Source organism: Paraburkholderia dipogonis, assembly GCF_042680985.1.
In the GTDB taxonomy this organism is placed as follows: domain Bacteria; phylum Pseudomonadota; class Gammaproteobacteria; order Burkholderiales; family Burkholderiaceae; genus Paraburkholderia; species Paraburkholderia phytofirmans.
In genome coordinates, this window is record NZ_JBHUFR010000047.1 from 101,879 (window position 1) to 124,162 (window position 22,284).

Consider the following 22,284-nt stretch of genomic DNA (forward strand, 5'->3'; position numbering starts at 1 on the left):
TCACCGTTCGCAATAGCGGCGGATATAAAAAAACCCCGCCGAGGCGGGGTTTTTTTGCGTCCAGAAGGAAGCGTGTTGCTTACACCGGCTTGATGTTAGCAGCTTGCTTGCCCTTCGGGCCCGTCTTCACTTCAAACGTAACCTTTTGGTTTTCTTGCAGCGTCTTGAAGCCTTCCGTGCGGATTTCCGAGAAATGCGCGAACAGATCTTCGCCGCCGCCGTCCGGCGTGATGAAGCCAAAGCCCTTTGCGTCATTGAACCACTTGACGGTACCGGTTTCCATATTACTTGTTCCTAAAGATGGTAAATAAGGCCGAAGCCCAGAGGGTGCATGAAAATCAAGGAAGGGGGTAATGGGACCAACCGGAGTACCGTTGATGGGCGAACTACGAAAGACCAATTCACTCGCCGCTTGAAATCCTGCCCGAACGTTATACGGCCATTTTGAGAGAAGGTCAACAGTCTCCCCACAACTTTACGAACTTTCGCCAACATGGCGTAAAAGTTGCTTACAAAGCTTGCTATTCATCCGATTTTTTTGCTAGGGAGAACCCTTGGTTTTGCTGCATGGACTGGGTGCAACCGTTAAACTACGCGCCTCGCGTCGGTTGCACCTGTTTGGATTGGGCCGTCGTGTACGCATGCGTCACCCGTTTCCAGCGCCTCCAAGGCGATGTGACGCGGTGCCGACATGTTTCTGCTGCAACTTGCATGGGGCGGAGTCGGTGCCAAAGCGCTCATTCCCGCCGAAACAGGAGAAGACGTGAAAAGTTCTATACAACGGAACATCGGCCCGTTCGCGCTGATGCTGACCGGCTTGGGTTCCATCATCGGATCGGGCTGGCTGTTCGGCGCGTGGAAGGCTGCAAAAATTGCCGGTCCCGCTGCCGTTTGTGCATGGGTGATCGGCGCGGTCGTGATTCTCGCGATCGCACTGACCTACGCCGAACTCGGTGCGATGTTTCCGGAGTCGGGCGGCATGGTGCGTTACGCGCGCTATTCGCACGGCGCACTCGTGGGCTTCATTAGCGCATGGGCCAACTGGATTGCCATCGTTTCGGTGATTCCAATCGAGGCTGAAGCGTCCATTCAATATATGAGTACGTGGCCCTATCCGTGGGCGCATGCGCTATTCGTGGATGGATCATTAACCACGAACGGGTTATTGCTGTCCGCGGCGCTCGTGATCATTTACTTCATGCTGAACTACTGGGGCGTGAAACTGTTTGCGCGCGCCAATTCGGCGATCACGATCTTCAAGTTCCTGATTCCCGGCGCGACGATCTTCGGCTTGATGTTCGCGGGCTTCCACAAGGAAAACTTCGGCGAAGCGAGCACCTTCGCGCCGTACGGCTGGTCGGCGGTGCTGACGGCGGTATCGACGAGCGGCATCGTGTTCGCGTTCAACGGTTTCCAGAGCCCGATCAATCTCGCGGGGGAAGCGCGCAATCCGGCCAAAAGCGTGCCGTTCGCGGTGATCGGCTCGATCCTGCTGGCGCTGGTGATCTACGTGCTGCTGCAGATTGCATATATCGGCGCGGTTAATCCGAGCGACGTGATGAAGGGCTGGAGCCACTTCAACTTCGCTTCGCCGTTCGCGGAGCTCGCGATCGCGCTGAACCTGAACTGGCTGGCGATCCTGCTGTACGTCGACGCATTCGTCAGCCCGAGCGGCACCGGCACGACCTACATGGCGACCACCAGCCGCATGATTTACGCGATGGAGCGCAATAACACGATGCCGAAGATGTTCGGCAACGTCCACCCGTTCTACGGCGTGCCGCGTCAGGCAATGTGGTTCAACCTGCTGGTGTCGTTCATTTTCCTGTTCTTCTTCCGCGGCTGGAGTTCGCTCGCGGCGGTGATTTCGGTCGCAACGGTGATTTCGTACCTGACCGGCCCGATCAGCCTGATGGCGCTGCGCCGCGCGGCGACGGACCTTGAGCGTCCGCTGCATATTCCGGGCATGAAGATCATTGCGCCGTTCGCGTTCGTCTGCGCGTCGCTGATCCTGTATTGGGCAAAGTGGCCGCTGACCGGCGAAATCATTCTGCTGATGGTCGTCGCGCTGCCGGTGTACTTCTACTTCCAGGCGAAGTCGGGTTTTGCCGGCTGGGGACGTGATCTGAAGGCGGCTTGGTGGCTGGTCGCTTATCTGCCGGTAATGGCGATTCTGTCGCTGATCGGCAGCAAGCAGTTCGGCGGTCACGACCTGATCCCTTATGGCTGGGACATGGTGGTGGTTATCGCGTTTTCGCTGGTGTTCTATTATTGGGGCGTGACGAGCGGTTATCGCTCGGAATATCTGGACGAGCGCAGCGAGCATGACGAAGTGCTCGAAGGCATGGGCGCTCATTAAAGTGTCGCGCTGAAGCTTGTGGAAAAACCCCCCGCCGGAGTTGCTCAGGCGGGGGGGTTTCTTTTCTACGGCGCCTATGTCGAAAAGTCAGGCTGTGCCGAACACGTAGTTGGTCATGGCGAGCGACCGCTGGTAGGTTCCGAGCGACTGGATAGCCAGCGAATAATCGTCGTCCGCCGCGCCCAATGCGGCGAATACCGGCAGCAGATGCTCGTCGGTGGGATGCATCAGCACCGCGTGCGGCGCCTGGCGGCGATAGTCGAGCAGCGCGTCGATATCGTGCGCGGCGAGTTTTTCCTCGAACCAGTCGGTGAATTCGGCGACGCGTGGATCGGCGTCCTCAGGGCGGGCGGAGAAGTCGGCGGCGCGCAGGTTGTGCGTGATCTGGCCGGAGCCGATCACCATCACGCCATCGTCTTGCAACGACCGCAGCGCCCGGCCGACCCGAAAGTGATGCGCCGCGTCCATGTGCGGTTGGATCGACAGCTGGGCGACGGGTACATCGGCCTGCGGAAACATGAGCAGCATCGGGACCCACGCGCCGTGATCGAGTCCGTGCGGCTCGGCACCCGCGAGGATGCCGCTCTCGCCGAGCAACACGGCAGCGCGGCGCGCCACATCCGGGGCGCCGGGAGCCGGATACTGAATTTCGTACAACTGACGCGGAAAGCCATAGAAATCGTGGATGGTTTCCGGCGCCGTGGACGTGCTTGCGACAGGCTGCGCCGTGCCCCAATGGGCCGACAGCATGAGCACGGCTTCCGGACGTGGCAACTGGGCGCTCAGCACGCCGAATTCGGCGGACGGCAACGACGGGTCGATCGGCAGCGTGGGCGCGCCGTGGGACAGGAATAGTGAGGGTAAGCGGTTCATGGCAGCAACGCGGCCGCGAGAGCGCGGCATAGAGATTGGGTTGCTACCAATATAGGGGCGCACCGCGATTTGATAAACGGGCTAAAACAGAATTGATTGTCTCGCGGATGTTGTGAATTCGTGCGTATGCACGGACACCGGGCGCCGGAACTGACGCGCTACGCCTGCGTGCCGCGCAGCCCAGCCCACGCCGGCGACAAAGCCGGTCCGAGCGCAAACAGATCCAGCACGCGCGCCACGGTGTGATCGACCATTTCGTCGATGGAAGCGGGGTGGTTGTAGAAGGCAGGCAAGGGCGGAAAAATCACGCCGCCCATTTCAGTGACGGCCGTCATGTTGCGCAGATGCGCCAGATTGAACGGCGTTTCGCGCACGAGCAGCACGAGTCGGCGGCGCTCCTTGAGCGTGACGTCGGCGGCGCGCGTGATCAGGTTGTCCGAGAAACCGTGTGCGACGCTGGCGAGCGTCTTCATGGAGCAAGGGGCGACGACCATGCCGTCGGTGGCAAACGAGCCGGACGCGATGCTCGCACCGACGTCGCGCACCGAATGGACGACATCCGCGAGCGGATGCACGTCTTCTTTGCTCAACTGGAGTTCGTGCTGGATATTGAGCCAGCCCGCGCTCGAAATCAGCAGATGGCTCTCGACGCCGCCCAGCCTGCGCAGCGTTTCCAGTATCCGGATGCCGTAGATGGCACCCGTCGCGCCGGTGATCGCGACGATCAGCCGGCGTGGCGCCGCAGCGCGTGTTTCCATGGCTCGCGGCGCCTAAGGAGAGAAGCGTGTGAACCGAGGCCGTTCAGGCCGCGGCGAACAACTGCTGCAGTTCGCCCGATTCGTACATTTCCATCATGATGTCCGACCCTCCGACGAATTCGCCCTTCACGTACAGCTGCGGAATGGTCGGCCAGTTCGAGAACTGCTTGATGCCCTGGCGGACTTCGTCGTCTTCGAGCACGTTGACGGTCTTGATCTCGCCGACGCCGCACGCTTTCAGAATCTGGATGGCGCGGCCCGAAAAGCCGCACATCGGGAACTGAGCGGTGCCCTTCATGAAGAGGACGACATTGTTCTCGTCGACGATTTGCTTGATGCGTTGTTGCGTATCCATGACTGACCTTGCGGTTCCGTTATGTGTAGGGAATAGGCTGAAATGATAGCGGATTTCGATACAGCCGGCGGGGCGCCGCTTTGTCCGTGCAGCGTTTGTGGATATTAGGTGATGTGCGTCAGCCGTCCAGACGCCCGCCACTGATCCGTTCGATGCCCGCCAGATCGCGCTCCGAGCGGACTTGCGCGAATCCTTGTGCTGTCAATAGCGCGCGCACGGCTTCGGCCTGATCGTAGCCATGCTCGATCCACAATACGCCATCGGCGGCGAGGCGTGTTGGCGCACCGGCGATGATGGCGCGGATCGCGCTGAGCCCGTCGGCTTCGTCGGTGAGTGCGCCGCGCGGTTCGAAGCGCAGATCGCCTTCGTCCAGATGCGGATCGCCGCTCGCGATATACGGCGGATTGCTGACGATCACGTCGAAGCGCAACGTGGCGTCGAGCGAGTCGTACCAGTCGCTTTGCGTCAGCACCACGGCGCCGCCGGGGCGTTGTGCGTCGAGCAGGCGGGCGGCGTTGCGCGTGGCGACCGCCAGCGCTTCGACGGAACGGTCTAGCGCCCAGACTCGCGCATCCGGCCGCATCGACGCAATCGCGACGGCAATGGCGCCGGTGCCCGTGCCGAGATCCAGCACGCGAGGCCGCAGGAAGTTTTCCAGCGCCGACAGCGCAGTGTCGACCAGCAATTCGGTTTCAGGGCGCGGAATCAGCACGTGTGGCGTGACTTCGAAATCCAGCCCGAAAAATTCCCGTGCGCCGACCAGTTGCGCCACCGGTTCGCCGGCTACGCGCCGTGCTTCCAGCGTCTGATAACGCTCGACAAGCTTGTCGTCGAGCGCTTCGTCGCTGCGCGTAATCAGTTGCGTGGGCCGCCAGCCGAGCACGTGCGTGAGCAGGATGCGCGCTTCCAGCGGCGGCAATGGCGAGGCGCGTAACAGCGCGGCAGGTGTGGCGGACGGGGCAGGTGTGGCCGAGGTCATGCGCGCTTCAGTCCGCGTCGCCCAGCGAGGCCAGCAGTTCGGCCTGATGCTCGCTGACGAGCGCGGCGATCAGTTCGTCGAGATCGCCGTCCATGATCGCATCCAGACGGTAGAGCGTCAGGTTGATGCGATGATCCGTCAGACGCCCTTGCGGGAAGTTGTACGTGCGAATCCGCTCGGAGCGGTCGCCGGAGCCGATCAGGCTCTTGCGCGTGGCGGCTTCTTTCGCCTGCTGCTCGTGCGATTGCTTGTCCTTGATGCGCGCGGCCAGCACCTTCAGCGCGCGGTCCTTGTTCTTGTGCTGCGACCGGTCGTCCTGACATTCGACCACGATCCCCGTCGGCAAGTGCGTGACGCGCACCGCGGAATCGGTCTTGTTGATGTGCTGCCCGCCCGCGCCGGACGCGCGGAACGTGTCGATCCGCAAATCCGCCGGATTGATCTCGACTTCGCCGATTTCGTCCGCTTCCGGCATGACCGCGACCGTGCACGCCGACGTGTGAATGCGCCCTTGCGTTTCGGTCGCCGGCACGCGTTGCACGCGGTGGCCGCCGGACTCGAACTTGAGCTTCGAATAAGCGGCTTCGCCTGCGATCCGCACGATCACTTCCTTGTAGCCGCCCAGGTCCGACTCGCTCGCCGACATCATTTCCACTTGCCAGCGGCTGCGCTCGGCAAAGCGCAGGTACATGCGCAGCAAGTCACCCGCGAACAGCGCGGACTCATCACCGCCCGTTCCAGCGCGGATTTCGAGGAAGATGTTGCGGTCGTCGTTCGGATCTTTCGGCAGCAGCATTTTCTGCAGTTCGGCGCCGAGCTTTTCCATACGCTCGCGGGCCGCGCGAATTTCGTCTTCGGCGAAGTCGCGCATCGACACATCCGCCAGCAATTCCTGCGCGGTGGTTGCGTCGTTCATGGCCTGACGCCACAGCGCGTAGTGGTCCACCACCGGCCCGAGCTCGGCGTGTTCCCGCGTGAGCTTGCGGTATTGGTCGAGATTCGAGGTGATGTCCTCGCGGCTCAACAGATCGTTCAGTTCGGCCAGCCGGGTAGTGAGCTGGTCGAGCTTGCGTTGCATGCTCGTTTTCATCGGACGGGTATCGGAGCGGGCTCCGGCAAGGACGACGACTAGGGGAGTGGGCAGATGCCCTGGTCAGAAGCACGTCGCGGGCCACTTGCGGTAGCCCGGACAGCGCGGCGGTGGCTGCGCCGCTAACGCTCCGTGGAACCGGAGTGTTTGTAGAAACCGCCCATCAGTTCAATGAGGGTGTCACGGTTTTCGCTGCTCGCGCGATTGAGCGCGTGCGTGGGACCGTGGATCAATTTATTGGTGAGCGATTGCGACAGCGCTTCGAGCACGGCGGCCGGATCGTCGCCGCGCGCGAGCATTTTCTGCGCGCGCTCGACTTCGGCGCGGCGCAGCACGTCGGCCTGCGTATGCATATGGCGGATCACCGGCACGATGCTGCGCGCGTCAAGCCATTGCATGAAGTTCTGCACGCGCGTTTCGATGATCGCTTCGGCTTGCGCGACCGCGGCTTGCCGCGACGCATTGCCTTCGCGGACGATCGCGCCGAGGTCGTCGACGGTATACAGAAACACGTCTTCGAGCTGGCCGACTTCCGGTTCGATATCGCGCGGCACGGCCAGATCGACCATGAAAATCGGCCGGTGACGGCGCGCTTTGACAGCCCGCTCGACCGCGCCCAAGCCGATGATCGGCAAGGTGGACGCCGTGCACGACACGATGATGTCGAACTCATGCATGCGCGACGGCAGTTCCGACAGCGGAATTGCCCGGCCGTTGAAGCGCTCGGCGAGACGCGTGCCGCGCTCGGCCGTGCGGTTCGCGACAACGAGTTCACGTGGCTGCTGTGCTGCGAAATGCGTGGCGCACAGCTCGATCATTTCGCCCGCGCCGATGAACAGCACGCGCTGGTTCGAGACTTTGTCGAAAATCCGCTGGGCGAGGCGCACGGCGGCGGCGGCCATGGAAACTGACTGCGCGCCGATTTCGGTCGTGCTGCGCACTTCCTTCGCCACCGCGAAGGTGCGCTGGAACAGCTGGTTCAAATACGTGCCGAGCGCGCCGGCTTCGGATGCGGTACGCACTGCATCCTTCATTTGTCCGACGATTTGCGTTTCGCCCAGCACCATCGAATCCAGTCCGGACGCGACGCGGAACGCGTGGCGCACGGCTTCCGACTGCGGCAGCGCGTAGACGTGCGGAGCGAGTTCGTCGATGGGCAGGTTGTGGTACCTGGAGAGCCACTGGATTGCGGCCTCGCGCGCGGCCTGGTCGTCGGTCGCGCAATAGAGTTCGGTGCGATTGCAGGTGGACAGAATGGCCGCTTCTGGCGCCGTGCGGGCCGAAGGGCCCAGCCAGATGCTCTTGAAGGTTTCCAATGCGGGCTTGATCTGTTCGAGCGGAAACGCCACGCGTTCGCGCAAAGCGACAGGCGCAGTGTGGTGATTGATTCCGATCGTTAGAAGCTGCATTTGGGGGAGCTATGGTTTAGCCCAATATTATAGCGTTTCCACGATTTTCACATTGTGCGCAGCTTATTCCGCGGTTACCACGGCTTCCGGCGGGATCGCGTCGAGTTGATAGCCGTAGCCGTAAAGCGGCGTCAGACAATAGCCGTGTTCGGGATGAAGCTGCAATTTGCTGCGCACCCGCGACGCGTGCGTGTCCACCGTGCGCGACCTTACGTCACGGCCGCGCGTCCAGACGTTTTCAAGAATATGCGCTCGCGACACCGGCCGTGAGAGATTGCTGAACAGCAGCAGCGCAAGGCGGAATTCCTTGGGCGTGAGCGCGACCGTTTGCTTACGGAACGTGACGGCAAATTGCGCTGCATCGAACGCATATTCGCCGATGATGTCGCGCCGCCGGTTAGGCGGCCGCCGCAAGCCGGCGCGGCGCAGCAGCGCGTCCACGCGGGCCAGCATCTCAGGGCCGCGGACCGGTTTGGTCAGGCAGTCGTCGGCGCCCGCGTGGAGCGCGGCGACAATCTGGCTCTCGCGCGGCGCCGACATCAGCACGATCACCGGCAAGCCCGGCAAGATGGCGCGGGCGCGCGGGATGACGTCTTCGGCGGAATGATCGCCGGCCCAGCTTTCGGTGATGAGAAGATCGAAGAATTCTTCGTCGGCGCGCGCCAGGAACGGCACGCTCGCGGTGAAGTGCTGGCACAAATGACCGCCGGCGAAAACCAGCCGGCCGATCAGTTCAGCGTGCCGCAAGTCCGGCTCGATAAGGGCGATTCGCATGACGCGCTTTCAGCCTGGCAATGACCGGGGACCAGGCTTTTCCGTAAGGCCGACAGCTTGCCTAACAGCACCCCGACCCCTAAACTCAACCGCTATGCGGAAAGCGCCGTGCTGAACTTCTATAGTTAATGAGACAAAAATGCTAGCTGTGTTGGCCCCTTGCGCCCATGAGACGAATCCGAAACTGCGCGAGGCCAGCCGCTAATGGGGTGGCCCGGCCTTGTAGTGTTGGGGGCGGCGATTGGTCTCGCGGGCTGGTGGTTGCATCCGCTGCGACGCGCGAGCCGCGCCCGGTGGTGGGTGGCGCTGCTCGCCGGCGTACTGGGCGCGGTCGTTGCGCACATGGCCGGCAACGTGATTGGTCTCTTCCATGACGGTGATACGCTCGAATGGCCGGTATGCACCGGCGTCGCGTTGATCGCCGTTGCCGTGACGGTCGGCTTGCTTTCCCGTCGATGAATATTTGCAGGTGACTCCGATGAATGCCCGACTCCCCGAAACTTCCTCCATTCCCGAACGGCTTGCCACTTTGCGCAACGCAATGGCGCGCGAAGGCGTCGCTGCCTACCTGGTGCCGTCCGCCGACCCGCATCTGTCCGAATATCTGCCAGGTCGCTGGCAAGGCCGGCAGTGGCTGTCCGGTTTCACCGGCTCGGCCGGCACGCTGATCGTGACCGCGGACTTCGCCGGCGTGTGGACAGACAGCCGCTATTGGGAACAGGCCAACGCGCAACTGGCCGGCACCGGCGTTCAGCTGATGAAGATGACCGGCGGCCAACAGACCGTGCCGCATTTCGAATGGCTCGCTCAGAACGTGCCGGCGGGCGCCACGGTCGGCGTGGACGGCGCCGTGCTCGGCGTGGCGGCGGCGCGTACCTTGAGCCAGGCGCTCGAGGCTCGCGGCGTGCGGTTGCGCACCGACGTCGATCTGTTCGACGCGATCTGGCCGCAGCGTCCGTCGCTGCCGGCGGCCGCCGTGTTCGAGCACGCCGCGCCGCACGCGAGCGTCGCCCGGTCGGACAAGCTCGCGCAGATTCGTCGCGCGATGGCGGAGAAAGGCGCGCAATGGCACTTCATCTCCACGCTCGACGATCTCGCGTGGCTGCTGAATCTGCGCGGCGCCGACGTCAGCTACAACCCCGTGTTCGTGGCGCACGCGCTGATCGGCGTCGATCACGCGTCTTTGTTCGTCGCCGATGGCAAGGTGCCGCAGGCGCTGGCCGATGCGCTCGCGAAGGACAACATCAGCGTCGAGCCGTATGCGAAGGCCGCCGATGCGCTGGCCGCGCTGCCCGCCGGCAGCACCCTGCTGATCGACCCGCGCCGCATCACGTTCGGCTCGCTGCAATCGGTGCCGTCGACGGTCACGGTGGTCGAGGCCGTCAATCCGTCCACCTTCTTCAAGTCGCGCAAGACCGAGGCGGAAGCCGAGCATGTGCGCGAGACCATGGAACAGGACGGCGCGGCGCTGGCGGAATTTTTCGCGTGGTTCGAAAGCGCGTTGGGCAACGAGACGATCACCGAACTGACCATCGACGAACGCCTGACGGCGGCTCGCGCGCGCCGTCCCGGCTTCGTGTCGCTGAGCTTTGCGACGATCGCCGGCTTCAACGCGAACGGCGCGATGCCGCACTACCGCGCCACTGCCGAATCGCATTCGGTGATCGAAGGCAACGGCCTGTTGCTGATCGATTCCGGCGCGCAATATCTGAGCGGCACGACCGACATCACGCGCGTGGTGCCGATCGGCACGCCGAGCGATGAGCAGCGGCGCGATTTCACGATCGTGCTGAAGGGCACCATGGCGTTGTCGCGCGCGCAGTTCCCACGCGGCATCCGCTCGCCGATGCTCGACGCGATCGCCCGCGCGCCGATCTGGGAAGCCGGCGCCGATTACGGCCACGGCACCGGTCACGGCGTGGGCTATTTCCTGAACGTGCACGAAGGTCCGCAGGTGATCTCGCACTACGCGCCGGCCGAACCGTGGACGGCGATGGAAGAGGGCATGATCACCTCGGTCGAACCGGGCATTTACCGGCCGGGTAAATGGGGCGTGCGGATCGAGAACCTCGTGCTGAATGTGTCCGCCGGTCAGACCGAATTCGGCGATTTCCTCAAGTTCGAGACCTTGACGCTGTGCCCGATCGATACGCGTTGTCTAGACCTGTCGCTGCTGCGCGAGGACGAACGCGCGTGGCTGAACGCGTATCACGAGACTGTGCGCGCGCGTTTGTCGCCGCACGTGTCGGGCGACGCCAAGGCGTGGCTGGAGTTGCGCACGCAACCCATCTGATCGCGATCAGCAACGAGCTTACGGAGCGTGCATGGCCATCAAGGCAGTGGTGTTCGATTTCGGCGGCGTGCTGATCGACTGGAGTCCCGAGTATCTGTATCGGCAACTGATCCCTGACGAAACCGAGCGCCGCTGGTTTCTGACCCACGTCTGCTCGATGGACTGGGTGATCCGTCAGGATGGCGGCCAGCCGATTGTCGAAGCCACCGCCGAACTGGTCGCCAGGTTTCCCGACCACGAAGCGCTGATCCGCGCATTCTACGAACGTTGGCACGAGATGGTGGCCGGCGTGCTGGAAGAGGGCGTGGCGATCATGGAAAAGCTCGAAGCGGCCGAGGTGCCGCTTTTCGGGCTGACCAACTGGTCGGCGGAAACCTTTCCCTATGCGTGGGAGCATTATCCGGTGTTGCGGCGCTTTCGCGACATTGTCGTGTCGGGGCGCGTGAAGATGGTGAAGCCCGATCAGGCCATTTTCGCGGCCATGCGCGAGCGGATCGAGGCGCAATTGCCGGGCATCGGGGCCGCCGAACTCGTCTTTATCGACGACAACCTGAAGAACGCCGAGGCCGCGACGGCACTCGGCTGGCATGGCGTGCATCACACCAGCGCCGCGCGAACCGAAGCGAAACTGCGCGAGCTGGGGTTGCCGGTTTAAGGTTGACGCGTCTGCCCCGGCCTACTGCCCGAGCAGATTTTTCAACGCGTTACCCAAGCCTTTCACGGTCTCTCCCGCGCCCTTTGCCACGTCCTCGACACTCACGCCCAGTGCCTTGGCAAAGCCGTTGCCGATGCGCTTCATCAGCCCTTCCTGCACCGAGAATTTCGGGTCGCGCAAATTCCCATCCAGCACGAAATGCAGCGTGATGTCGCCGTTGTGCGACTTGAGCGCGGCGACCGCCGCCTTGGTCGGAATCGACATGAAGGTGTCGAGCGGGTTGCCGCTGTCGGCGAGTTGCAGATTGTGGATGGTTAGCGTGCCGGGCGCGTGCAACTGATAGTTGCTCACCGTCGAGTCGACCGTCAGATCGATCGTGCCGCCCGCCACTTGCGCCTTGGCGCCGGCTTTTTTGATCAGATACGGGTCGAGCATCACGATGTCGACGCCGCGCAGTTTGCTCGTAGTCTGCGAATCCTTGCTGGCGACCTTGATCCAGCCGCCAAACGACACCGTGCCCGTATGCGCTGGGCCCTTGATCGAGCCCGTCACATTGACATTAGTCGGGTCGGTGAGCGCGGGCAGGCGCAGATTATCGACGGTTGCGTTGGCATTGCTGACCGTGACTTTAAAGGCCGGCGGCCCGACTGTCATGTCGTAGAAATGGAAGTTGCCTTGCTCGAAGCTGATGTGGTCGATCTGCTTTTCGCGTGGAATGGACGCCACCGTGCCGCTGGCTTCGGCGTCGGATCGATTCACCGTTTGCCGCAGATTCGGCATCAAGCGAATCGCGCCGTCCTTCGTGCGTAGCACGGCGATGTCGAAGCCGCGCACCACCACGCTGCGAATATGCATGCGCCGCTGGATCAGATCGCGAATGTCGGGTGTGAGGGTGATTTCGTCCGCTCGGAGCGGATCGCCGGCCAGCCAGCCGGACGGCGCTTTGAGAAGAACGTTGGTGAGATGAACCGAAGTGAGGCCGACCTCGATGTTTTCGGCGCTGCCCAAGGGACCGAGCGCCGCGATCACACGCTCCTTGACCTCGCGTTGCGCGAACTGCAAGGCGCCCACCACCACGACGATCAGCACCAGCAGCACGCCACCGACGGCGACGGCCCAGCGCTTGCCCTTCGACATCGCCATGCTTGCCTCCTCGTCACCGCGCCGCGCGGTGCGGCAGTGATCGGCTTGTGCGCACGCCGGGTGGGCGCGCGCTTAGAAGTGTCTGTCCAAGGCGGGACGCGAACACACGCATCCCGCCGCGATGACGTGTATCACGCCATGCCACGCAATGCGTGTGCCCTACCGCTCATACGGTTGACAGCCAGGTGTGTTTGCGCCGCGAGCCAGGTTTGCGCCGCCAAGCGACGCCGTCTGGGCACCTGAAACGCTGCCATCGAGGCGGCGCGCGCGTCAATCAATCCGACGCGCAGGCCGCCCGATCCGAACTTATCGCGCGATCGGCTTGTAACGCAGACGCTTCGGGCGCGCAGCTTCTTCACCCAGACGCGCGCGCTTGTCCGCTTCGTATTCCTGGTAGTTGCCGTCGAAGAACGTGATTTGCGAATCGCCTTCGAACGCCAGGATGTGCGTGGCGATCCGGTCGAGGAACCAGCGATCGTGCGAGATCACCAGCACCGAGCCGGCGAACTCGAGCAAGGCGTCTTCGAGCGCGCGCAGCGTTTCGACGTCGAGGTCGTTCGACGGTTCGTCCAGCAGCAGCACGTTGCCGCCCGCGATCAGCGTTTTGGCCAGATGCAGCCGGCCACGCTCACCACCCGACAGATTGCCGACCACTTTCTGCTGATCGCCGCCCTTGAAGTTGAAGCGGCCGATATAGGCGCGCGACGGCGTTTCGTACTTGCCAACTGTGAGCACGTCGGCGCCGCCGGAAATCTCCTCGAACACGGTCTTCGAGCCGTCCAGCGCGTCGCGGCTTTGGTCCACGTACGCGAGCTTGACGGTCGGGCCTTGCACGATCTCGCCCGAATCCGGCTGTTCGCGGCCGGTGAGCATGCGGAACAGCGTCGACTTACCCGCGCCGTTCGGCCCGATGATGCCGACGATAGCGCCCGCCGGAATCTTGAAGCTGACGTCGTCGAGCAGCAGACGGTCGCCATACGACTTGCTGACATTCTTGAACTCGATCACTTCATTGCCCAGACGATCACCGACCGGAATGAAGATTTCCTGCGTCTCATTGCGCTTCTGATAGTCCTGGCTATTCAATTCCTCGAAGCGGGCGATACGCGCCTTCGACTTCGCTTGGCGGCCCTTCGGGTTCTGGCGCACCCATTCCAGTTCCTTCTTGATGGCCTTCTGACGCGCCGATTCCGACGATTCTTCCTGCTTCAGGCGCTCTTCCTTCTGGTCGAGCCAGCTCGAATAATTGCCCTTCCACGGAATGCCGTGGCCGCGGTCGAGTTCGAGAATCCACTCGGCGGCGTTATCCAGGAAGTAGCGATCGTGGGTCACGGCCACGACGGTGCCCGGAAAGCGCGTGAGGAACTGCTCGAGCCAGTCGACCGATTCCGCGTCGAGGTGGTTGGTCGGCTCGTCGAGCAGCAGCATGTCCGGCTTTTCGAGCAACAGCTTGCACAGTGCGACGCGGCGCTTTTCGCCGCCCGACAGATGTTCGATCTTCGCGTCCCAGGGCGGCAGGCGCAGCGCGTCGGCGGCGATTTCGATTTGCTGCTCAGCGCTGCCGTCGGTGGTGGCGAGGATCGCCTCGTACTTCGCCTGTTCGGCGGCGAGCGCGTCGAAGTCGGCGTCAGGTTCCGCGTAGGCCGCGTAGATTTCGTCCAGTTTCTTTTGCGCGCCGAAGACATCGCCGAGACCTTCCTCGACCGCTTCACGCACCGTCTTGTTCGGATCGAGTTGCGGTTCCTGCGGCAGATAGCCGATGTTCAGGTTCGGCATCGGCGTGGCTTCGCCTTCGATGTCTTTGTCCACACCGGCCATGATGCGGATCAGCGTCGACTTGCCCGAGCCATTCAGGCCGAGCAGGCCGATCTTCGCGCCGGGGAAAAACGACAGCGAGATATCTTTCAGGATTTGACGCTTGGGCGGCACGATCTTGCCGACCCGGTTCATGGTGAAGACGTATTGGGCCATTTGCTTGCAATAGACGTTGACGACGCCGGCCGCGTGGGGGCGGGCGGTCGTGGGTGGATGGGTAATCGGTGTTATGGCCGGGCGGAGCGCCCGGCGCCGGCCGGCGCGGCGTGAAGCGCGGCGTCGAACTTCGCGACGCCCCGCGCGCGGGCGGGTGGTTCAGGTGGCATTGTACTTCGGCGCAGGCGCGGCACGGCAGTGGCTGTCCGTTCGGCCAGGGCCCGTTCGGATGTTCAAAGCCAATCCGCCACGCCGCCATGCCGCGAACAGGTGCCGCTGCGATGCCGGCTGAAACTGTAGGTGCCGTCGCGGCAACGCGCTGTCGCACCTTCGGGCGCTTTGCCGGATAACGAGCGGGCCGGCGCGTGCACCGTGTTGCCGTCGCGGTTGGTATAGCTGTTGTGATTGCTGAGGTCCGCTTCGTCGGGCGTGGTGCCTGGCGCTACATAAGCGAACGCGGACGATGCACTGAACAGCAGCGCTGCGGCGACTGCCGCGCACGAACGCAGGGTCTTACGGATCGTGCCTGTCATTGTTTTTTCTTGCGTTCGTTATTCTGACTTCCAACGCGCTTTGGCCGGCTTCAATTCGCGCGCCGTCCGCTCGCCGGATCGAAGAAATGCAGATGCCGAGCGGGCAGCGCCACCTGCAGCGCTTCACCCGCCGCGGGCCGATGCGCGTGCGGCAAGCGCACCGTCACGTCGTGCTTGCCCCAGCGGCCGTGCGCCAGGTTGTCCGCGCCGAGCAACTCGCAGGAATCGACGGTGAGCGTCGCGTGAGGCGCATCCGCCTGGCCGGGGCTCATGTGCTCCGGACGAATGCCGAGCGTCCATTCGCGTCCCTTAGCGACTTCGCGCCCGATCGACGCGACATCGGTCAGCGGCAACTTCGGGCCGTTGCCGGCCACTTCGAAAAACGCGCCGTCGTCCGACACGCGGCCTTCGAGCAGATTCATCCCAGGCGAACCAATGAAGCTCGCGACGAATACCGTCGCAGGCCGCTCATACACCTCGGTCGGCGCGCCGATCTGCTCGGCATGTCCCTTGTTCATCACGATCACGCGTTGCGCCAGCGTCATCGCTTCGATCTGATCGTGCGTCACGTACAGACTCGTCGTGGCGAGCCGCGCATGCAGGCGCTGGATTTCGAGGCGCATTTGCACGCGCAGACGCGCATCGAGATTCGACAACGGTTCGTCGAACAGAAACACGGCGGGCTCGCGCACGATCGCGCGGCCCATCGCGACGCGTTGCCGTTGGCCGCCGGACAACTCGCGCGGCTTGCGTTGCAACAGCGCTTCGAGTTCGAGAATCTGCGCGGCGGCGTCCACGCGCTTCGCAATCTGCGCGCGGTCCACGCCCGCGATCTTCAGCGCGTAGCCCATGTTCTCGGTGACGCTCATATGCGGATACAGCGCGTAGTTCTGGAACACCATCGCGATGTTGCGATCCTTCGGCTCAAGCTGGTTGACCACTTTGCCGGCGATCGAAATGCTGCCTTCCGAGATGCGTTCGAGCCCCGCTACCATCCGCAGCAAAGTCGACTTGCCGCAACCCGACGGGCCGACCATCACGACGAACTCGCCGTCGGCGACGTCCACGTCGATACCGTGCAGCACGAACTGTTTGCCGTCGTAGGTTTTTTTAACGCCTTGCAGAGTCAGTGCAGCCATGCCGTTTTAGCCTTTCGTTGCGTGCCGCGGATCGCGCGGTGTTGTCTATTTTTTGGTGCTGGAGAAAGCTCGCTTGGGTGGTGCGGCTTACTTCTCCGCGTCCACGAGTCCGCGCACGAACCAGCGCTGCATGGTCAGCACGACCGCGAGCGGCGGCAACATGGCGAGCAGGGTCGCGGTCATCACCAGATGCCATTCGGTGGCGGTGTCGCCCGACGCGATCATGCTTTTGATGCCGACCACCGCCGTGGTCAGCGATTGCTGGCTCGTGATCAGAATCGGCCACAAGTATTGATTCCAGCCGTAAATAAACGTGATCACGAACAGAGCCGCCATGTTCGTCTTCGACAGCGGCAAGACGACGTCCCAGAAAAACCGCATGGCGCCGGCGCCGTCGATGCGCGCCGCTTCCATCAATTCGTCCGGCAGCGTCATGAAGAACTGGCGGAATAAGAACGTCGCGGTGGCCGAGGCGATCAGCGGCAAGGTCAAACCGCTATAGGTATTGCTCAGATGCATCGACGACACGACCTGCACGGTCGGGAAGATCCGCACTTCGACCGGCAGCATGAGCGTGATGAAGATCAGCCAGAACGCGAGATTGCGGAACGGAAAACGGAAGAACACGATCGCGTAGGCGGAGATCATCGAGACCGCGATCTTGCCGATCGAAATCACCAGCGCCATCACGAGGCTGTTGAACAGCATGCGGCCGAACGGTGCCGCCGCGTTGCCGCTGCCTTGCGACCAGACGGTCGCGATGTTTTCGAGCAGATGCGTGCTCGGCACCAGCGAAAGCGGCACGGTGAACACCTCGTGCTCGCTCATGGTCGCCGCGCAAAACGCGACGTACACCGGAAACACCACCAGCACGACGCCGAGAATCAGCACCGCGTGGCAGAAGAGGTCGAAACCGCGGCGGTTCTCGATCATGAGTATTGAACCCTGCGTTCGATGAAGCGGAATTGCACGACCGTCAACGCCACGACGATCACCATCAGAATCACCGACTGCGCGCCGGAACTGCCGATGTCGAGCCCCTGGAAACCTTCGGCGAAGATCTTGTAGATGAGCGTGCGGGTGGCTTGCGCGGGACCGCCGCCGGTAGCGGCGTCGATCACCGGGAAGGTGTCGAAGAACGCGTAGGTGATGTTGATCACCAGCAGGAAGAAGCTGGTCGGCGACAGGAGCGGAAGCGCGATGCCGAAGAAGCGCCGCACCGGACCGGCGCCATCGATCGCCGCCGCTTCGATCAGCGAGCGCGGAATTGCCTGCAAGCCCGCATAAAAGAACAGAAAGTTATAGCTGACCTGTTTCCAGACGGAGGCGAGCACCACGAGGAACATCGCCTGGCCCGCGTTCAGCGCGTGATTCCACACGATGCCGTATTTGGCCAGCGCGTAGGTGACGAGGCCGATGCTCGGATTGAACAGGAACGACCACAATACCGCCGCGATCGCGGGCGCAACCGCGTACGGCCAGATGAGCAGCGTCTGATAAGTCTTGGCGCCGCGCGTCACGCGATCGGCACAGACCGCGAGGAGCAGCGAGATCACGAGTCCCGACAAGGTGACCAGCGCGCAGAAGATCAGCGTCGTATAGAACGAGGAGAGGTAAAGCGGGTCGGCAAAGAGCTGCTTGAAGTTGGCGAGCCCGACAAACTCGCTCGACGTGCCGAACGCATCCTGGCTTTGCGTGGATTGCCAGAGCGCCTCACCGGCCGGCCACAGAAAAAACAGCAGCGTAATCGCGAGTTGCGGCGCGACGAGCAGGTAGGGCAGCAGGCTGGTGCCGAAGCTGGAGCGCTTTTCCATCGATGAATTCCAAGGTTCTGCTGCAACTAGGGGTTCCGGTGCGAGCGCACCGGAACCATGCCTGCTTAGTTGCCGGCTTTTTCGAAGCGGCGCAGCAGTTCATCGCCACGCGACACAGAGGCGTCGAGCGCCTGTTGCGGCGTCTTCTTCTGTGCCCAGACCTGTTCGAGTTCTTCGTCGATGATCGTGCGGATCTGCGGCATGTTGCCCAGACGCAAGCCCTTCGTGTACGGCAGCGGCGGCTTGTTGAGCATCTGTTTAATGGCGGTGTCGCTGCCCGGATTCTTCTCGTAGAAGCCTTGTTGCTGCGTCAGTTGATAAGCGGCAGTGGTGACCGGCAGATAGCCGGTGTCCTGATGCCACTTCGCGGCAACCGGCGCCGACGACAGGTACGAAAGGAATTTCGCCACGCCCTTATAAACGGCCGGATCCTTGCCCGACAGCACCCACAGGCTCGCTCCGCCGATGATCGCGTTCTGCGGCGCGCCCTTCACGCTCGCGTCGTACGGCATCATGCCGGTGCCGAAGTTGAACTTCGCGTACTTCTTGATCGTGGCGAGCGATCCCGACGAGTTGGTGATGATCCCGCAGTCGCCGCTATAGAACTTCGACACTGGTTCGTCCTTGCGGCCGACATAAGTGAAGGTGCCGTCTTTCTGCATGTTCTGCAGGAACTGGATATGCGCGACCTGCAGCGGCTTGTTGAATTCCAGTTGCGCGTCCGGGCCGTCGAAGCCATTGTTCTTCGACGCGAACGGCGCGCCGTGCCACGCGCTGTAGTTCTCGAGCTGAATCCAGCTTTGCCAGCCCGACGAATAGCCGCAGGCCATGCCCGACGCCTTCAGCTTCTGCGCATCGGTCTGTAGCTCGGCCCAGGTTTTCGGCGGCTGGTTCGGGTCGAGGCCGGCTTTCTTGAAGGCGTCCTTGTTGTAGTACAGCACCGGCGTGGAGCTGTTGAACGGCATCGAGATCAGCTCGCCGGTTTTGGCGTCGCTGTAATAGCTCGCGATGGTCGGCACGAAGGCCTTTTCATCGAGCGGCACGCCGGCTTGCTTAAACACTTCCGAGACGGGGATCACGGCCTTCTTCGCCTGCATCATCGTGGCGGTGCCGACTTCGTAGACCTGCAGGATGGCCGGCGCATTGCCGCTGCGATACGCGGCGATTCCCGCGGCGAGCGTCTGATCGTAGGTGCCTTTGAAGACCGGCACGATCTTGTAGTCGCTTTGCGATGCGTTGAACGCATTGGCGATGTCGTTCAGCCGTTCGCCCAGCGCGGCTTCCATGCCGTGCCAGAACTGGATCTCAGTCGCGGCGTGAGCCGCCTGGCTGAGGCCGACGCTCAACACGGCGGCAAGAGAAAGCGAACGGATTAGCGGCTTGAAACTCATCGATTTGTCTCCTTGGCGAAACGGGCGCAGATACGAATCGCGCGATTCTATTTGTGTTCGATGACAGTCCAGCGACGGTGGCCGGACGGCGTGCCCCATTTTTTAGCGGACGCCGAATGCCGCAATTTAACACTGGTGTCACAAAACGGAAACAACCGGCGGTGAAAGGCGACGATCCGCGTGAGGCCGGGGCGCACAGTGTTGCCTGCTGCACGCGGCCGGTTGCGCGACGCGCCTGATGAAGGTGAGTTTGAGTCGCGCTGGTGGATTCGTGTACGTTACGTCACGATGCGTATTAATCAGGATTGCAGATGCTGAGTTCTTCAGTGCGGTTGGCGGCAGGTAGCTGGATGGCGGGTCTCGTTCTGGCCGGTTGTTCGCTCATGCCCGTAATGGATACCGATGCCGTTACGCAGGTGAACTCGTTGCCGGCGATCATCGCGCATCGCGGCGGCACGGGCGACGCGCCGGAGAACACGCTCGAAGCGATCCGCCTGTCGGTCGAGCATCACGCCGACGCGATGTGGCTGACCGTGCAGTTGAGCAAGGATGGCGTGCCGGTTTTGTATCGGCCGACCGATCTGTCGGCATTGACCGACGCGAAAGGGCCGGTGTCCACCTATACCGCGGATGAGCTTGCGCGCGTCAATGCCGGCTGGAATTTCCGCCGCGCACAGGCGTATCCGTACCGCGATCATCCTGTGGGAATTCCGACGCTGCGCGAGGCGCTGCACGCCATGCCTGCGACCATGCCAGTCATCCTCGATATGAAAGCGCTGCCCGCCGGTCCGCAGACGCAAGCCGTCGTGCGCGTGCTCGATGAAGAAAACGCGTGGCAGCGTATGTCGATCTATTCGACCGAAGCGGATTATCAGCGGAGCTTTGCCGCCTATCCGCAAGCGCGGCTGTTCGAATCTCGCGATGCGACGCGTGGGCGTCTCGTGCGGGTCCTGCTGAATCAGGGCTGCGTGGACGCGCCGGCCGAACGCGCCATGACCGCATTCGAGTTGCATCGCGCGCTGACGGTGGTGGAGAAGTTCACACTGGGGGAGGGGCGCTCGGACGTGCAGGCTACGCTGTGGACGCCGGCAACGGTCGCTTGTTTCCGGCAGAAGCCGGGTGTGCGGATCGTCGCGATTGCGGTGAACGAGGCGGACGATTACCGTATGGCGGCGTGCCTCGGCATCGATGCGGTGCTCGCGGATTCAACCGCGAAAATGGCGGCCGTCAGGGACGGTATCGCGTTGCCGTTGCGCTGTGCGCGTTCCAATGCAAGCAGTGGCCAATAAGTAGCCAATAAAAAAAGCCCGCTTCGAAAAGCGGGCTCTCTTGAAGCCACTTGCTGCGGGTGGCGGCGTTCAGACTTGCACTCGTCGCCGCACGCCGAAGCCGAAGCTCAGACGTTGAACAGGAAGTTCATCACGTCGCCATCATGCACGACGTATTCCTTGCCTTCCGCACGCATCTTGCCGGCTTCCTTCGCGCCTTGTTCACCCTTGTAGGTGATGTAGTCGTTGTACGCGATCGTCTGCGCGCGAATGAAGCCGCGCTCGAAATCCGTGTGAATCGCGCCCGCGGCTTGCGGCGCCGTATCGCCGATATGAATTGTCCACGCGCGAACTTCCTTCACGCCGGCCGTGAAATACGTTTGCAGACCCAGCAGCTTGAAGCCGGCGCGGATCACGCGGTTCAGGCCCGGCTCTTCCATGCCCATGTCGGCGAGGAACACTTCCATGTCCGCTTCGTCGAGGTCGGCGATTTCGGCTTCGATCGCAGCACATACGGCGACGACCGGCGCATTTTCCGCCGCCGCGTGCTTCGCGACTGCGTCCAGATGCGGGTTGTTCTCGAAGCCGTCTTCCTTCACGTTAGCCACGTACATGGTCGGCTTGGCGGTGATCAGGCAGAACGGCTTGAGCGTGGCCTTTTCTTCGTCCGACAGGTCGAGCGCGCGGACCGGCTTGGCCTGGTCGAGTTGCGCGCGCACCTTTTCCAGCACGGCGGCGTTCTTGGCGGCTTCCTTGTCGTTACCCGACTTGGCCGCCTTCGAATAGCGCGCCAGCGCCTTCTCGACCGTCGCGAGGTCGGCCAGCGCCAGTTCGGTGTTGATCACTTCGATATCCGACAGCGGATCGATCTTGTTCGCGACGTGAATCACGTTCTCGTCTTCGAAGCAGCGCACCACGTGCGTGATCGCATCGGTTTCGCGGATGTTGGCGAGAAACTGGTTGCCCAGACCTTCGCCCTTGCTTGCGCCGGCCACGAGACCGGCGATGTCGACGAATTCCACCACGGCCGGCAGGATGCGCTCCGGCTTGACGATTTCAGCGAGCGCCTTCAGACGCGCATCCGGCACCTCGACGATGCCGACGTTCGGCTCGATCGTGCAGAAAGGATAGTTTTCGGCGGCGATGCCCGCCTTGGTCAGCGCGTTGAACAGGGTGGACTTGCCGACGTTAGGCAGGCCGACGATGCCGCATTTGAGGCTCATGGAAATCCTTCAGTGAATCAGTAAGTTGCGTGATGCGCTCGACGCTGTGTGCAGGATTCGAGAAGCCTTCGCGGGTGGCGTGGCGGATCAGTGCAGCGGAGCGGGACAAGACACCGGATCGGGGCGTTGCTCGACGACCGGGTGCGAGTTTTCACGGAAAGCGCAATTGTAACCCGTTCGGATCGGCTCACCGACGCCGCTGCGGGAAAGCGGTGCTCGCCGGTCGGTCCGCGGTTGCAAGGTTCAGGTAAGGTTTT

The 22,284-nt window shown here is 62.6% G+C and carries 21 protein-coding genes; 5 read left to right on the forward strand and 16 right to left on the reverse strand.

What is annotated here, in order from left to right; genetic code table 11:
• Nucleotides 1-79 precede the first annotated feature (79 nt).
• Nucleotides 80-283 (reverse strand): cold-shock protein, encoded by a 204-nt coding sequence (locus tag ACFSNN_RS40215; protein ID WP_007180251.1) that lies wholly within the window; start codon nt 281-283, stop codon nt 80-82.
• A gap of 480 nt (nt 284-763) precedes the next feature.
• Between ACFSNN_RS40215 and ACFSNN_RS40220 the strand changes: the two genes are divergently transcribed.
• Nucleotides 764-2,359, forward strand: a complete 1,596-nt coding sequence (locus ACFSNN_RS40220) for an APC family permease (RefSeq protein ID WP_134457708.1) — start codon at nt 764-766, stop codon at nt 2,357-2,359.
• 87 nt (nt 2,360-2,446) lie between these two features.
• Here the strand turns inward: ACFSNN_RS40220 and ACFSNN_RS40225 are convergent, their stop codons facing one another.
• The 7 genes from ACFSNN_RS40225 to ACFSNN_RS40255 form a co-directional block, all read right to left on the reverse strand.
• Nucleotides 2,447-3,232: a DODA-type extradiol aromatic ring-opening family dioxygenase gene (locus ACFSNN_RS40225; RefSeq protein ID WP_134457709.1), complete on the reverse strand. Its 786-nt coding sequence runs from the start codon at nt 3,230-3,232 to the stop codon at nt 2,447-2,449.
• A 158-nt stretch (nt 3,233-3,390) separates the two neighbouring features.
• Complete coding sequence (locus ACFSNN_RS40230) at nt 3,391-3,990, reverse strand: UbiX family flavin prenyltransferase (protein ID WP_134457710.1); 600 nt, start codon at nt 3,988-3,990, stop codon at nt 3,391-3,393.
• A 43-nt stretch (nt 3,991-4,033) separates the two neighbouring features.
• The gene (gene grxD, locus ACFSNN_RS40235) at nt 4,034-4,345 is read right to left on the reverse strand and encodes a Grx4 family monothiol glutaredoxin (RefSeq protein WP_012434475.1); all 312 of its coding nucleotides are present in this window, start codon (nt 4,343-4,345) and stop codon (nt 4,034-4,036) included.
• Between the two features lie 118 nt (nt 4,346-4,463).
• Nucleotides 4,464-5,324, reverse strand: a complete 861-nt coding sequence (gene prmC, locus ACFSNN_RS40240; protein WP_134457711.1) for a peptide chain release factor N(5)-glutamine methyltransferase — start codon at nt 5,322-5,324, stop codon at nt 4,464-4,466.
• Nucleotides 5,325-5,331: 7 nt separating this feature from the next.
• Nucleotides 5,332-6,414, reverse strand: a complete 1,083-nt coding sequence (prfA, locus tag ACFSNN_RS40245; RefSeq protein ID WP_134457712.1) for a peptide chain release factor 1 — start codon at nt 6,412-6,414, stop codon at nt 5,332-5,334.
• 122 nt (nt 6,415-6,536) lie between these two features.
• Entirely contained in the window at nt 6,537-7,823 is a 1,287-nt protein-coding gene (gene hemA / locus ACFSNN_RS40250; protein ID WP_134457713.1) for a glutamyl-tRNA reductase, read from the reverse strand.
• A gap of 63 nt (nt 7,824-7,886) precedes the next feature.
• Complete coding sequence (locus ACFSNN_RS40255; protein ID WP_134457714.1) at nt 7,887-8,597, reverse strand: response regulator transcription factor; 711 nt, start codon at nt 8,595-8,597, stop codon at nt 7,887-7,889.
• 204 nt (nt 8,598-8,801) lie between these two features.
• Between ACFSNN_RS40255 and ACFSNN_RS40260 the strand changes: the two genes are divergently transcribed.
• The 3 genes from ACFSNN_RS40260 to ACFSNN_RS40270 are packed head-to-tail and all read left to right on the forward strand — an operon-like array spanning nt 8,802 to nt 11,545.
• On the forward strand, nt 8,802-9,056 hold the full coding sequence (locus tag ACFSNN_RS40260; protein WP_012434470.1) for a hypothetical protein: 255 nt from the start codon (nt 8,802-8,804) through the stop codon (nt 9,054-9,056).
• A gap of 19 nt (nt 9,057-9,075) precedes the next feature.
• Complete coding sequence (locus ACFSNN_RS40265) at nt 9,076-10,890, forward strand: aminopeptidase P family protein (RefSeq protein ID WP_134457715.1); 1,815 nt, start codon at nt 9,076-9,078, stop codon at nt 10,888-10,890.
• A 31-nt stretch (nt 10,891-10,921) separates the two neighbouring features.
• Nucleotides 10,922-11,545 (forward strand): HAD family hydrolase, encoded by a 624-nt coding sequence (locus ACFSNN_RS40270; RefSeq protein ID WP_134457716.1) that lies wholly within the window; start codon nt 10,922-10,924, stop codon nt 11,543-11,545.
• A 21-nt stretch (nt 11,546-11,566) separates the two neighbouring features.
• Here the strand turns inward: ACFSNN_RS40270 and ACFSNN_RS40275 are convergent, their stop codons facing one another.
• From ACFSNN_RS40275 to ugpB, 7 genes are all read right to left on the reverse strand, one after another.
• Nucleotides 11,567-12,688 carry a DUF748 domain-containing protein gene (locus ACFSNN_RS40275; RefSeq protein WP_134457717.1) on the reverse strand — a complete coding sequence of 374 codons (1,122 nt, stop codon included), beginning with the start codon at nt 12,686-12,688 and terminating at the stop codon, nt 11,567-11,569.
• Nucleotides 12,689-12,994: 306 nt separating this feature from the next.
• Nucleotides 12,995-14,659 (reverse strand): energy-dependent translational throttle protein EttA, encoded by a 1,665-nt coding sequence (gene ettA / locus ACFSNN_RS40280; RefSeq protein WP_134457718.1) that lies wholly within the window; start codon nt 14,657-14,659, stop codon nt 12,995-12,997.
• Nucleotides 14,660-14,892: 233 nt separating this feature from the next.
• The gene (locus ACFSNN_RS40285; RefSeq protein WP_134457719.1) at nt 14,893-15,192 is read right to left on the reverse strand and encodes a DUF3761 domain-containing protein; all 300 of its coding nucleotides are present in this window, start codon (nt 15,190-15,192) and stop codon (nt 14,893-14,895) included.
• A gap of 50 nt (nt 15,193-15,242) precedes the next feature.
• The gene (locus ACFSNN_RS40290; RefSeq protein WP_134457720.1) at nt 15,243-16,331 is read right to left on the reverse strand and encodes a sn-glycerol-3-phosphate import ATP-binding protein UgpC; all 1,089 of its coding nucleotides are present in this window, start codon (nt 16,329-16,331) and stop codon (nt 15,243-15,245) included.
• Nucleotides 16,332-16,418: 87 nt separating this feature from the next.
• Nucleotides 16,419-17,264 carry a sn-glycerol-3-phosphate ABC transporter permease UgpE gene (gene ugpE, locus ACFSNN_RS40295; protein ID WP_134457721.1) on the reverse strand — a complete coding sequence of 282 codons (846 nt, stop codon included), beginning with the start codon at nt 17,262-17,264 and terminating at the stop codon, nt 16,419-16,421.
• On the reverse strand, nt 17,261-18,145 hold the full coding sequence (gene ugpA / locus ACFSNN_RS40300; RefSeq protein ID WP_134457722.1) for a sn-glycerol-3-phosphate ABC transporter permease UgpA: 885 nt from the start codon (nt 18,143-18,145) through the stop codon (nt 17,261-17,263). The genes ugpE and ugpA overlap by 4 nt, the downstream gene beginning before the upstream one ends.
• 65 nt (nt 18,146-18,210) lie before the next feature.
• Entirely contained in the window at nt 18,211-19,536 is a 1,326-nt protein-coding gene (gene ugpB / locus ACFSNN_RS40305; protein WP_134457723.1) for a sn-glycerol-3-phosphate ABC transporter substrate-binding protein UgpB, read from the reverse strand.
• Between the two features lie 383 nt (nt 19,537-19,919).
• Here ugpB and ACFSNN_RS40310 point away from each other — a divergent pair, with 383 nt between their 5' ends.
• Complete coding sequence (locus ACFSNN_RS40310) at nt 19,920-20,825, forward strand: glycerophosphodiester phosphodiesterase family protein (protein ID WP_244322859.1); 906 nt, start codon at nt 19,920-19,922, stop codon at nt 20,823-20,825.
• A gap of 107 nt (nt 20,826-20,932) precedes the next feature.
• Here the strand turns inward: ACFSNN_RS40310 and ychF are convergent, their stop codons facing one another.
• Nucleotides 20,933-22,027: a redox-regulated ATPase YchF gene (ychF, locus tag ACFSNN_RS40315; RefSeq protein WP_134457725.1), complete on the reverse strand. Its 1,095-nt coding sequence runs from the start codon at nt 22,025-22,027 to the stop codon at nt 20,933-20,935.
• Between the last annotated feature and the right edge of the window lie 257 nt (nt 22,028-22,284).